At 63.2% G+C, this 12,288-nt stretch carries 14 protein-coding genes; 4 read left to right on the forward strand and 10 right to left on the reverse strand.

Going from position 1 to position 12,288, the window contains the following annotated elements; translation table 11 throughout:
- Positions 1-20: 20 nt before the first annotated feature.
- A complete protein-coding gene (locus tag NKI22_RS16550; protein WP_023717750.1) occupies positions 21-1,424 on the reverse strand; it encodes an L-serine ammonia-lyase in 1,404 nt (467 codons plus the stop codon).
- A gap of 170 nt (positions 1,425-1,594) precedes the next feature.
- Between NKI22_RS16550 and NKI22_RS16555 the strand changes: the two genes are divergently transcribed.
- Complete coding sequence (locus NKI22_RS16555; RefSeq protein WP_352494594.1) at positions 1,595-2,314, forward strand: DUF599 domain-containing protein; 720 nt, start codon at positions 1,595-1,597, stop codon at positions 2,312-2,314.
- On the opposite strand, the gene NKI22_RS16560 is transcribed toward NKI22_RS16555, so the two are convergent.
- The 6 genes from NKI22_RS16560 to NKI22_RS16585 form a co-directional block, all read right to left on the reverse strand.
- Positions 2,287-3,084 carry a YdcF family protein gene (locus NKI22_RS16560; protein ID WP_023717753.1) on the reverse strand — a complete coding sequence of 266 codons (798 nt, stop codon included), beginning with the start codon at positions 3,082-3,084 and terminating at the stop codon, positions 2,287-2,289. The genes NKI22_RS16555 and NKI22_RS16560 overlap by 28 nt on opposite strands.
- Positions 3,085-3,112: 28 nt before the next feature.
- On the reverse strand, positions 3,113-4,678 hold the full coding sequence (locus NKI22_RS16565) for an amidase (RefSeq protein ID WP_023717754.1): 1,566 nt from the start codon (positions 4,676-4,678) through the stop codon (positions 3,113-3,115).
- Positions 4,678-5,136, reverse strand: a complete 459-nt coding sequence (locus tag NKI22_RS16570) for a GNAT family N-acetyltransferase (RefSeq protein WP_352482278.1) — start codon at positions 5,134-5,136, stop codon at positions 4,678-4,680. The genes NKI22_RS16565 and NKI22_RS16570 overlap by 1 nt, the downstream gene beginning before the upstream one ends.
- Positions 5,137-5,143: 7 nt before the next feature.
- The gene (gene gatC, locus NKI22_RS16575) at positions 5,144-5,431 is read right to left on the reverse strand and encodes an Asp-tRNA(Asn)/Glu-tRNA(Gln) amidotransferase subunit GatC (RefSeq protein ID WP_023717756.1); all 288 of its coding nucleotides are present in this window, start codon (positions 5,429-5,431) and stop codon (positions 5,144-5,146) included.
- A 75-nt stretch (positions 5,432-5,506) separates the two neighbouring features.
- Entirely contained in the window at positions 5,507-5,923 is a 417-nt protein-coding gene (locus NKI22_RS16580; RefSeq protein ID WP_023717757.1) for a hypothetical protein, read from the reverse strand.
- Between the two features lie 23 nt (positions 5,924-5,946).
- The gene (locus tag NKI22_RS16585) at positions 5,947-6,654 is read right to left on the reverse strand and encodes a metal-dependent hydrolase (protein ID WP_023717758.1); all 708 of its coding nucleotides are present in this window, start codon (positions 6,652-6,654) and stop codon (positions 5,947-5,949) included.
- A gap of 117 nt (positions 6,655-6,771) precedes the next feature.
- Here NKI22_RS16585 and ruvX point away from each other — a divergent pair, with 117 nt between their 5' ends.
- Positions 6,772-7,257: a Holliday junction resolvase RuvX gene (ruvX, locus tag NKI22_RS16590; protein ID WP_023717759.1), complete on the forward strand. Its 486-nt coding sequence runs from the start codon at positions 6,772-6,774 to the stop codon at positions 7,255-7,257.
- Here the strand turns inward: ruvX and NKI22_RS16595 are convergent.
- From NKI22_RS16595 to NKI22_RS16605, 3 genes are all read right to left on the reverse strand, one after another.
- Complete coding sequence (locus tag NKI22_RS16595; protein ID WP_023717760.1) at positions 7,224-7,535, reverse strand: DUF6105 family protein; 312 nt, start codon at positions 7,533-7,535, stop codon at positions 7,224-7,226. The genes ruvX and NKI22_RS16595 overlap by 34 nt on opposite strands.
- Positions 7,535-8,089: a hypothetical protein gene (locus NKI22_RS16600; RefSeq protein WP_352817432.1), complete on the reverse strand. Its 555-nt coding sequence runs from the start codon at positions 8,087-8,089 to the stop codon at positions 7,535-7,537. The genes NKI22_RS16595 and NKI22_RS16600 overlap by 1 nt, the downstream gene beginning before the upstream one ends.
- Before the next feature lie 163 nt (positions 8,090-8,252).
- Positions 8,253-9,881, reverse strand: a complete 1,629-nt coding sequence (locus NKI22_RS16605) for a DNA alkylation response protein (RefSeq protein WP_023717762.1) — start codon at positions 9,879-9,881, stop codon at positions 8,253-8,255.
- 155 nt (positions 9,882-10,036) lie between these two features.
- Here NKI22_RS16605 and NKI22_RS16610 point away from each other — a divergent pair, with 155 nt between their 5' ends.
- Positions 10,037-10,996, forward strand: coding sequence for an aspartate carbamoyltransferase catalytic subunit (locus NKI22_RS16610; protein WP_352643323.1), 960 nt, complete (start codon positions 10,037-10,039; stop codon positions 10,994-10,996).
- The gene (locus NKI22_RS16615; RefSeq protein WP_352716606.1) at positions 10,996-12,282 is read left to right on the forward strand and encodes a dihydroorotase; all 1,287 of its coding nucleotides are present in this window, start codon (positions 10,996-10,998) and stop codon (positions 12,280-12,282) included. Before NKI22_RS16610 ends, NKI22_RS16615 begins: the two co-directional genes overlap by 1 nt.
- Positions 12,283-12,288 lie beyond the last annotated feature (6 nt).

The following is a 12,288-nucleotide window of genomic DNA, read 5'->3' on the forward strand; positions in this document are numbered from 1 at the left end:
CCAGGCCGCCAGACTGGCGCTCAGCACTCCACGACATTGACGGCCAATCCGCCAAGGCTGGTTTCCTTGTACTTTTCGTTCATGTCGAGGCCGGTCTGGCGCATCGTCTCGATCGCCGCATCGAGCGGCACGAAATGAACGCCATCGCCCTTGATGGCCAGCGAAGCGGCGGTCACCGCCTTGACAGCGCCAAGCGCGTTGCGCTCGATGCACGGCACCTGCACCAGGCCGCCGACCGGATCGCAGGTCATGCCGAGATGATGTTCCAGCGCGATTTCGGCAGCGTTCTCGACCTGCTCGGGCGTGCCGCCCATGACGGCGCACAATCCCGCCGCAGCCATCGCCGAAGCCGAACCGACCTCGCCCTGGCAGCCTACCTCGGCCCCCGAGATCGAAGCATTGGTCTTGATGATGCCGCCAACGGCCGCCGCCGTCAGCAGGAAATCGCGGATACTCGGCTGGTCGGCTTCGGGATGGAAATGCAGCCAATAGCGCAACACCGCGGGCAGAGTGCCGGCCGCCCCATTGGTTGGCGCGGTGACGACACGGCCGCCGGCGGCGTTCTCCTCGTTGACCGCCATTGCATAGATCGACAGCCAGTCATTGGCGAGCAGCGGGTTGGGCCGGTTCTGCTGCCATTGCTCCTGCAACTTGTCGTGCAGCATCCGGGCACGGCGGCGCACCTTCAGTCCGCCGGGCATGATGCCGTCTTGCGACAGGCCGCGCTCGATGCATCCCTTCATGGCGCTCCAGATGCCGTCGAGGCCGGCGTCGAGCTCCTTGCGCGACATCTGCGTCTCCTCGTTGACGCGCTTCATCTCGGCGATGGAAAGGCCACTTTTCGCTGCCATTGAGAGCATTTCGACGGCGTTCTTGAACGGATATGGAACCTTCTTGCCTTCGGTTGTCGCCGAGCCCCTCGCCTTCATCCGCTGCAATTCTTCCTCGGAAACGACAAAGCCGCCGCCGATCGAATAGTAGACGCGCCTCAGCAGCAACCGGTCTCCGGCATCATAGGCAGAAAACGCCATGCCATTGGCGTGACCCGGCAGCGGCGTCTTGCGATCCAGCACCAGATCCGTTGCCGGGTCGAAACGATAGGACGGATGGCCGGGCGGCGAAATCCGCTTCTCGGCGGCGATGCGAGCGGCGATGCCGTCGGCGTGGTCAGGATCCACCGTCTGCGGCGTCTGGCCGGCGAGGCCGAGCACCACGGCGCGATCGGAGCCATGGCCGATACCGGTATAGGCGAGCGAGCCATGCAGGCTGGCCGCGATTCGGTCGACCCTGGCGTCGGCCGGACGCGGCCAGTCGTCTCCCGCAATCTCGTCGAGAAACCGCCGCGCAGCCGTCATCGGCCCCATCGTGTGCGAACTCGATGGGCCGATGCCGATCTTGAACAGGTCGAAAACCGAAAGGAACACGTGGGCGTTTTCTCCTGGGACCCTGTTGAGATCTACATATAGGAATTCCCATGATGTTTTCCGCTGTTTTGAAGATCGCGGCGCTGCGCCTGCCGACCTTGTTTGCTCCGGCAGCGACATTCCGGCTTCGGCCATCGAAGCGTTGCCTCGGCTTGTGGTAAAAGCACCGCATGAGCGATTCCTTTCATCTATCGACGGCCGACCTTGCAGCGCTGGGGTTCTTCCTCGCCGCGTGGGTGCTGCATACGCTCGCCGCCGACGGAATGCTGGTCAGCCGCATGTCGCTGACGAGGGCGATGAACGCGCAGCGCGAGGCCTGGATGAGGACCATGGCCGAACGCGAGATCCGCATCGTCGACACCGCCATCATGAGCGGCCTGCAACAGGGGACCGCCTTCTTTGCCTCCAGTTCGCTGATTGCGATCGGCGGCTGTTTTGCCTTGCTCGGCGCTTCCGATCAGGTTCTCACTGTGCTGAGCGACCTGCCGTTTGGCGCCACATCCTCACGCGCCGCCTTCCAGACGAAGGTGTTCGGGCTGGTGCTGATCCTGGCCTTTTCCTTCTTCAAGTTCGGCTGGGCTTACCGGCTGTTCAACTATTGCTCGATCCTGATCGGCGCGGTGCCGATTCCGCATGGCGAGGCGTCGCGCAATCCGGTCACCGAAACGGCGGTGTGGCGCGCGGCCCGCATGAACATGCTGGCCGGGAAGCATTTCAATTCCGGGCTGCGCGGCGTGTTCTTCTCGATCGGTTATCTTGGCTGGTTCGTCGATCCCGCCGTTTTCGTGCTATCGACGCTGCTGCTTCTGGCGGTGCTGGTGCGCCGCCAATTTTTCTCGGCGGCGCGGCAGGCGGTGCTCGGTCAGCCGCCCGGCCCGGGAAAAGGCTGATCAATGCGGCCCGACAGCCAATAGGCGACGAGCCCGATCCATTCGCGAATCGCGATGGTCGTGGTCTGCAGCGCTTCGTTGGTAGATTTGCGGAACAGGCTGATACCTTCCTTACCGGAGGTGCGGTAGTCGACCGGCCATGGAACCGTCGGGAAGCCGGCTCTGTCGAACAGCGCCTTGGCGCGCGGCATGTGGAAGGCTGAGGTCACCAGCAGCCAGATCTCGCCGGGTTTCGGCGTAATCAGCCGCTTGGTGAAGACGGCATTCTCGTAGGTGTTGCGTGACTTGTCTTCCAGGATCAGACGATCGGCCGCCACGCCGAGCGCAGTGAGTACGCGTGGCGCCGTGGTTGAGTCGCCTTCGTCCTCACCGATTATTGCAACGGGGCCGCCTGAAATGACGACTCTCGCTGTCGGAAAACGCCGCGCCAGCACGGCTGCCTCGACAATTCGATCGCCACTGGCGTTGAGTTCATAACCGCCGCGAACGAAATTGATGGCGCCGTCCATACCGCCGCCGAGCACAACGATTCCGTCAACCCTTTCCGGCAGGGGTGGCTTAGGGAAACGCTCCTCGAGCGGATTGAGCATCACTGCGCCGAGCGAGGTCCATGCTGACAGTGCCAGGACAAGGAAGGCCAGCACGCTGCCGGTGGCAAATAGCCTTTTGCGCCCGACCAATGCCGCAAGCAATCCAGCCAGCAGCAGGATGATCGCGAGATTAAGCGGCTGGACGAAGAGCCACAGGACCTTGGAGACATAGAAGAACATCCCTCACCCCCTCAGATGAGAAACGATCCTACCACCATTTTTCCGGCTGAAATGTGCCGGCCGCCTGTTCGATGACATGGGCGGTCTGGAACAGCGTTTCCTCGTCGAAAGGCCGGCCGATCAGCTGCAGGCCGAGTGGCAGCCCCTTGGCGTCGAGCCCGGCCGGAACCGCGATGCCGGGCAAGCCGGCCATGTTCACCGTCACCGTAAAGATGTCGTTGAGATACATCTTGACCGGGTCGGCGGCCATGTCTTCGTCTGCGATGCCGAAGGCGGCGGACGGCGTTGCCGGCGTCAGGATGACGTCGACACCTGCGACAAACACATTTTCGAAATCGCGCTTGATCAGGTTACGAACCTTCTGCGCCTGCAGATAGTAGGCATCGTAGTAGCCAGCGGAAAGCACATAGGTGCCGATCATGATGCGGCGCTTGACCTCACGCCCGAAGCCGGCGGCGCGGGTCTTTTCATACATGTCGACAATGTCCTTGCCGGGCACGCGCAATCCATAGCGGACGCCGTCGTAACGGGCGAGGTTGGACGAGGCTTCGGCGGGCGCAACAATGTAATAGGCCGGCAGCGCGTATTTCGTGTGCGGCAGCGAGATGTCGACAATCTCGGCGCCGGCATCCCTCAGCCAGGCAATGCCCTTCTGCCACAACGCCTCGATCTCCTCGGGCATGCCGTCGACACGGTATTCCTTGGGGATGCCGACCTTCATCCCCTTGATCGAGCGGCCGATCGCCGCCTCGTAATCCGGCACCGGCAGGTCGACGGAGGTCGTGTCCTTCGGGTCGACCGAAGCCATCGACTTCAACAGGATCGCGGCATCGCGCACGTCGCGCGCGATCGGCCCGGCCTGGTCGAGCGACGAGGCGAAGGCGACGACGCCCCAACGCGAGCAGCGGCCATAGGTCGGCTTAATGCCGACCGTGCCGGTGAAGGCGGCGGGCTGGCGGATCGAGCCGCCGGTGTCGGTGGCGGTAGCGCCGGCGCACAGGAAGGCCGAGACGGCTGATGCCGAGCCACCGGACGAACCGCCCGGCACCAGCTGGGCATTGTCCAACGTGCGCGCGGTCCTGGTGCCGCCCGCCGAAACGAAGCCGCCCTCGCCCTGATGTGTCGTCGGCATTACCACCGTGTCGAGCCGCGAACGCCGCCACGGGTTGATGACAGGCCCGTAATACGAGGTCTCGTTGGACGAGCCCATAGCGAACTCGTCCATGTTGAGCTTGCCGAGCATGACGGCGCCATCCGCCCACAGATTGGCGGTGATAGTCGATTCGTAGCGCGGCTTGAACCCGTCAAGCACGTGGCTGCAGGCCTGGGTGTGGACGCCTTCGGTGCCGAACAGATCCTTGATGCCGAGCGGGATACCCTCGAGCGACCCGCCCTCGCCCTTGGCCAGTTTCGCGTCGGAGGCCTTGGCCATGTCGCGCGCTTTGTCGCCAGTGACCACCACATAGGCATTGAGCGCCGGATTGGCTCGCTCGATAGCCGAAAGATAAGCCTCGGTGACTTCGGTGGCGGTGATCTCCCTGGAGCGCAATTTGGCGCGGGCCTGCGAAATCGTCAGCTGGGTCAGGTCGCTCATCAGGCAAGACTCTTTTCGTAAAACACCGACCACTCGGAATTGGGATAATTCAGCACCGGCCCACAGCGCGAAAAACCGGCGCGTTCGTAGACGGTCCAGGCGGCGGGATGACGGTCGCCCGTCTCCAGCACCAGACGCTTCAGCCCTTCTTGGCGCGCCAAGCCCTCAATCCGCTCGACGATCATCGCACCGATTTTGCGGCCGCGATGCGAAGGCCGCGTATACATACGCTTGACCTCGCCGACGACAGCATCGTGGCGCTTCAGCGCGCCGCAACCGATGGCAAGGCCGTTATCGCGGGCGATGAAGACGGTCGTGTCGCGGTCCGCCATCTGCTCGACCGTCAAATGGTAGCAATGCTCCGGCGGCGTCAACTCCAGCAATGTGGCGTTGAGCTCCTCGACCAGCCCACGCACATCGTCCTGCAGCGGCGTCTCCGCGGCGATCTCGATTACCATCGGCCAGCTACTCCACGACCTTTGGCACGAGAAAGAAGTTCTCTTCGGTTGCCGGCGCGTTGGCGACGATGTCGGCTGCCTTGCTGCCGTCGGTGACGACGTCCTGGCGCTTCTTCATTGCCATCGGCGTGACCGAGGTCATCGGCTCGACGCCGGAAACATCGACCTCGTTCAACTGCTCGACAAAGCCCAAAATGGCGTTCAATTCGCCGGTCATGCGCTCTGCATCCTCCTCGCTCACCGCAATGCGGGCAAGGTGCGCGACGCGCTTCACGGTTTTAATATCAACGGACATGTTGTGCCTCGGGGAAAACCAGCGCTATAGCGGCGCAGCGCGTGCCGCGCAACATGCATCGTGCCGACAACTGCCCTACGGCATCGCCACGCCGTCGCAGAGGAAATAGCTGCCGCCGTTGCCGCTCTGCTCGCTTTCGTCCGCGGCAGGCCGAACCGAAACCAGGTCGATCTGCTTCGGGTTCATCTGAGTCAGTGAGAGAACATCCGGAAAGACGTAGCCCGGCTCCTGGCAGATGGCGGTCACCGCCCAGCTTGGCGACCGTGTCGCCTTGGTGATCTGCAGGAACTCGCAGTTATATTCGATGCTTTCCAGTCCGTTTGCCGACAGTACGATATTGCCGCCCTCGATCACCGTCTGCAGCGTATCCTTTTTGGCCTGCGCGCAGAGATCCTCCGATTGCAGATAGATGCCCTCGATGAAATCCTCGGCGGCCAGCGCCGGCGATGCGGCAACCAGCATAGAAATGCAAAGAGAGTTTCTCAGACCCATGTCGTCATTCCGGTTCGCTATTCCTACAGCGTAATCGTCTCGCCGATCTTCGGCAACGCCACTTTCACACCCGATCCGTCCAGCCCGGCCACAAACTTGTCGGCGGTCTGATCTATCATCGGAAATGTGCCGAAGTGAGCGGGAACGACCGTCTCGAACTTGAAGAAACGCTGGCAGGCAAGAGCTGCCACCGCGCCACCCATGGTGAAGCGGTCGCCGATCGGCACGATGCCGATCTTCGGCTCATGCAACTCGTTGATCAGCGCCATATCGGAAAAGATGTCTGTGTCGCCCATATGGTAGAGCGTCTTATCCTCGGGGAAGTGCAGGACGAGCCCGCCCGGATTGCCGAGATAGGTGTTCTGGCCGCTCTCGCCTAGAAAGGACGATGAATGCAGAGCCTGAACGAAAGTGGTGGTGAAGCCGCCGCAATCGACGGTACCGCCGATATTGCCGGGATTGATTTGCTTGTCACTGACGCCTTTGCCGACCAGGTACATGCAAATCTCGAAATTGGCGACAAGCATCGCGCCGCTTTTCTTGAGCACTTCGACGGCGCCGCTGATGTGGTCGCTGTGGCCATGGGTAAGCAACACGTGCGTGACCCCTTCGGCCGGCTCTTCCCAGCCGCCTGTCCATGACGGATTGCCGACCAGATACGGGTCGATGAGGATTTTCGCGCCTTCGATTTCGACGCGGAATGCCGAGTGTCCGTACCAGGTAAGTTTCATCAATGCCTTCCTCGATTTTTGCTTCGGTAGAGGCTAGAAGGCCGACGGCGAAATTAAAGTGCCGCGGCATATGTTGCGCGTATAGGAAGTGCGGCGTCGCGGTCAAAGGAAAAGCCGTTGGGCATCATCACGATCGAGGAGTTGCCGGGCCGGCTCGGCGGCGGCAAGACCCTGGCTGGGCTTGACCTCGGCGACAAGACGATCGGCGTGGCGGTTTCGGACCGCGGCTTGTCCTTCGCGCACCCGCGCCCTGTCATCATGCGCAAGAAATTCTCGCTCGATGCCGCGGTGCTGCTCGCTCTGCTGCAGAAGGAAAATGCTGGCGCAGTGGTAATCGGCCTCCCCATCAATATGGACGGCTCGGAAGGCCCACGCGCCCAAAAATCCCGCGCTTTCGTCCGCAACATGGCTGGATTGACCGATCTGCCGTTCGTCTTTTGGGACGAAAGGCTGTCGACGGTGGCGGCCGAGCGGACACTGATCGAGATGGATTTTTCGCGCAAGAAACGCGCCGGCAAGATCGATTCAGCGGCGGCGGCCTTCATCCTGCAGGGCGTTCTCGACCGGCTTCAGGCGCTCGGCGTCGATGCCTGGTCGAAGTAGCGATTGCGCGTTGCCTTGATCCAGCTGCCGATCGCCTTGCGGCGGCGAAATGCCCAGAACGCCATCAGCAGCAGGCCGTCGAAGACGCAAGCCTTCGCCACCATGCCCGGGATGAGCGCCGGATCGACGCCGAGCATCTGCCCGTAGAGCTGGAAAACGAGATCGTGCAATTGGCGGCTCAGCATGACATAGCCGAAATTGATGTCGTTGAGCGACAGAAAGAACCAGCCCCAGAACAGGAGGAGCGGAGCCGCCCACAGCGCGAACAAGGTGCGCATCAGCGATCGTCCCTCGAATCCGGCCGGCCCGAAATGCGGGCAAGCGAGGAATTGTGCGCCGCTGCCTTGGCCATGATATGCGCGGCCGCGCGGATTTCGCCGGTCACTGGAACTGCCGCGGCAGCGGCTGAGCGCCGCTCGGCGAGCATTGCGACATATGACGCCAGAAGTGCCGCCAATTGCACGGCGACAACCATGAACAGCCCATTGATGCCTTGCGCAGCGCCGCCGATGACGATCAACGACAGCACGCCCGAGGCCGAGATGAAGGCGATCCGCACAACACTGTCGGCTGGGTCCGGGTTGGTGGCGTCGCTGGTCAATGCTTCAACAAAGGCCCAGCAGAACAGCACCGCGACGACAAGCAATGCCACGGCGAGCGGCGCCACGACGACGGCGTTTTCAAGATCGGCAAAGCGAGTGTTCTGGACGGGAACGCCGAGCACGCCAAGGGCCGCCGCGACGCCACGATTCCCATCGATGCAGATGAACGCCAGCAGGGCGAAAACGGCCGCCCAATGCAATGCCAGAAAAGAGCTCAAAATATGCCGCATGACGCTCCTGCTTCGCAGGACAAAGACCGCTCAGCCGAACAGTCCTTGCCTTAACCATAACACTGGGCTTTGCCACCGGCCGCCGCAATGGAAACCATTTGTTAAGGTTAACGATCATCCACAGGGCGCGCGAAAAAAAGCGGCTACGACCCGGGCGACGGCACTAGTTGATCGGCGGGTAGAGCGTGTCGATGATCATCCGCGCATCGTGGCGCGAATCGAGCATTCCATAGGTGTTGCGCCACTGGCCGGCGAGGCGCGTCTCGACGAAGGCGTCGGCGATCCGCCCTGCCCCCAGCCTGCGCAGCTCTGCCGCCGCCGCCGACAATGCCAATTGCTCGGTCAACAGCCGCGCTGAGCCCTCGTCGGTTGCAGCGACCTGCATTGCTGCCTTGAGCACGCCGACGGTGCCGCGTCCGCCAGCGCCGAGATCGCGGTCGATGCCGGCCAGCACGTCATCGAACAGGCCTGGCGCGCGGCCGAGCACTCGCAACACGTCGAGCGCCATGACGTTGCCTGAACCCTCCCAGATCGCGTTGACCGGAGCTTCGCGATAGTAGCGGGCGAGCGGCCCCTCCTCGACATAGCCATTGCCGCCGAGGCATTCCATCGCCTCATAGAGCAGCGGCGGCGCAATCTTGCAGACCCAGTATTTGACGACCGGCGTCATGGCGCGGGCGAAGGCCGCCTCGCCGCGGTCGCCGGCCGCCTCGTCGAAGGAGCGCGCCAGCCGGAACGACAGCGCGGTAGCGGCGGCAACGTCGAGCGCCATGTCGGCCAACACACGCTGCATCAGCGGCTGCTCGATCAGATTGGTTCCGAACACCTGGCGGTGGCGCGTGTGGTGGACGGCCTCGGCCAGTCCGGCCCGCATGATCGCCGAGGAGGCGACGGCACAGTCGAGCCGCGTCAGGGTCACCATGTCCATGATCGTCTTCACGCCGGCGCCGGGCTCGCCAACCATCTCGCCGATTGCATTGACGAATTCCACCTCGGAGGACGCATTGGAGCGGTTGCCGAGCTTGTCCTTCAGCCGCTGAAAGCGGAAGCCGTTGCCGGATCCGTCGCCAAGCAAGCGGGGAACCAGAAAGCACGACAGTCCCTCCGGCGCCTGTCCGAGCACCAGGAAGGCATCCGACATCGGCGCCGACATGAACCATTTGTGGCCGGTCAGGCGATAAAAACCGCTGCCGGCGCGCTCGGCCTTGGTGACGTTGGCACGAACATCGGTACCGCCTTGCTTCTCGGTCATGCCCATGCCGAGCGTCAGCCCGGCTTTTTCGACCGGCGGCTTTTGGCCCTGATCGTATTTGCGCGTCGTCACCCGAGGCGCCCATTCGCGAAACAGTTTCGGGCTGGCCATCAGCGCTGCCAGCGAAGCGCTGGTCATGGTGATCGGGCAAAGATGCCCGGTTTCGAGCTCAGCCGTGAGGTAAAAGCGCGCGGCGCGCACCTGGTGGCGGCGGCCGATCTCGGCGTCGCCATTCTCCCAGACCGACGAATGCAGCCCGTTGGCGACCGAGCGGCGCATCAGCGCGTGATAGGCGGGGTGGAACTCGACCTGGTCGATGCGCCGGCCCTGGCGATCATGGGTCCTGAGCTTCGGCGTCTCGACATTGGCAAGACGGGCCAGCTCCTGCGCCTCATGCGTCAAAACGAAACGGCCAAGCCCGTCGAGGTCCTTGCGCACCGGATCGGAAAAGCGCTCGGCAAGCTGGATCAGCAACGGATCGCCCCGCCAGGCGTTGCCGCCGGCCAGCGGCGGCGGCTGGTTGGTCACGTCGTCGGTCACGCTTCGTCCTTATCACCTGAAGTCTGCGAATCCAAAGTCATCGCGGTTTATAGCCTATGGCCGGCGGCGCGCGACGAAAATACCGGGGAGAACCGATCCAATCCCAAGCCGGTGCTTGCAGCCGCGGAGCCTCCCCCCTATAGCAGCGACTTGAGATGACTGACGCATCGTCCCTTCCACTTTATCCCCACCGCCATCTTCTAGGCATCCGCGATCTTTCCCCCGCCGACATCGAGCTTCTGCTCGACCGGGCGGACCGGGCCGTTGCCATCTCGCGGCAATCGGACAAGAAGACATCGACGCTGCGCGGCCGCACCCAGATCAATCTCTTCTACGAAGCCTCGACCCGTACGCAATCGTCGTTCGAGCTGGCCGGCAAACGGCTCGGCGCCGACGTCATGAACATGTCGGTGGCAAGCTCGTCGGTGAAGAAGGGCGAGACGCTGATCGATACCGCGATGACGCTGAACGCCATGCGCCCCGACATATTGATCATCCGCCACCAATCGGCGGGCGCGGCGGCACTTCTTGCTCAAAAGGTCGGCTGCTCGGTGGTCAATGCCGGCGACGGCGCTCATGAACATCCAACGCAGGCGCTGCTCGACGCGCTGACCATCCGCCGCGCCAAGGGTCCGTTGTCGAAGCTGATCGTGGCGATCTGCGGTGACATCCTGCATTCGCGCGTGGCCCGCTCCAATATCATTCTGCTCAACGCACTCGGTGCCCAAGTACGGGTCGTCGCCCCTTCGACGCTTTTGCCCGCCGGCATCGAGAAGATGGGCGTCATCGTCACCCGCTCGATGGGCGAGGGTCTGAAGGACGCCGACGTGGTGATGATGTTGCGCCTGCAGCGCGAACGCATGGAAGGCGCTTTCGTACCCTCGGTGCGTGAATATTTCCGCTATTTCGGGCTCGACGCCGAGAAGCTGAAAGCGGCCAAGGAGGGTGCGCTGGTCATGCATCCCGGCCCGATGAACCGCGGCGTCGAGATCGCCTCCGAGATCGCCGACGGCCCGCAAAGCGTTATCCAGGAACAGGTTGAGATGGGCGTCGCCGTGCGCATGGCGGTGATGGAAGCGCTGCTCGATCCTCGCCGCAATCGCGAGGTTGCCTGATGAGCACAACGGTCTTCAGCCGCGCCCGCATCGTCGACCCATCGCGCGGCATCGACGAGATAGGCACCGTCATCGTCGAAGGGCGCAAAATCGTTGCCGCCGGCAAGGCGGCCTTGAACCAGGGCGCGCCCGAAGACGCCACGATCATCGAGTGCGCTGGTAAGGCGATCATCCCCGGCCTGATCGATGCACGTGTCTTCATCGGCGAACCGGGCGGCGAACACCGCGAAACCATCGCATCGGCGAGCATTGCTGCGGCGGCGGGCGGCGTCACCTCAATCGTCATGATGCCCGATACCGACCCGGTGATCGACAATGTCGCACTGGTCGAGTTTGTGCTGCGCACCGCCAAGGACACGGCAATCGTCAACATCTTTCCGGCGGCAGCGATCACCAAGGGGCTGGAAGGCCGCGAGATGACCGAATTCGGCCTATTGCGCGAGGCTGGAGCGGTCGCCTTCACCGACGGCCGGCATTCTATCGCCAGCGCGCTGGTGATGCGTCGCGCGCTGACCTACGCGCGCGATTTCGACGGCGTCATCGCGCATGAAACCCAGGACGCCGATCTCGCCTCGGCCGGCGTGATGAACGAAGGCCTTTACGCAAGCTGGCTTGGCCTTGCCGGCATTCCTCGCGAGGCCGAATCAATCCCCCTGGAGCGCGATCTCGCGCTGGCTCGCCTGACCGGCGGCTCCTATCACGCTGCCAAGATCTCGACGGCTATGGCGGCAGACGCGGTAGCGCGCGCAAAAGCCGACGGCGCCAACGTCACAGCAGGCGTGTCGATCCACAATCTGTCGCTCAACGAGAATGATGTCGGCGAGTACCGCACCTTCTTCCGGCTGACGCCGCCGCTGCGCGCCGAGGAAGACCGGCTGGCGATGATCGAGGCGGTCAAGGACGGCACCATCGACCTCATCGTCTCCTCGCACGACCCGCAGGACGTCGACACCAAGCGCCTGCCCTTCGCCGATGCTGCGGCCGGCGCCATCGGGCTGGAAACGCTGCTGGGCGCGGCGCTGCGGCTCTATCACAATGGCGACGTGACGCTGCTCCGGCTGGTCGAGACCTTATCCACCGCGCCGGCAAGATTGTTCAGCCTGCCCGGCGGCACGCTGAAACCGGGGGCTTTGGCCGACCTTGCACTCGTCGATCTGGACGAGCCATGGATCGTCAGCGAGAGCGGCATCCGCTCGCGCTCGAAAAACACCTGTTTCGAAGGCGCGCGGCTGCAAGGCAAGGTCTTGCAAACGATGGTGGCGGGCCGCACAGTGTTTTCGGCCTAGGACGGA

Origin of the sequence: Mesorhizobium sp. M0778, from assembly GCF_040320105.1 — a bacterium.
Lineage (GTDB): Bacteria > Pseudomonadota > Alphaproteobacteria > Rhizobiales > Rhizobiaceae > Mesorhizobium.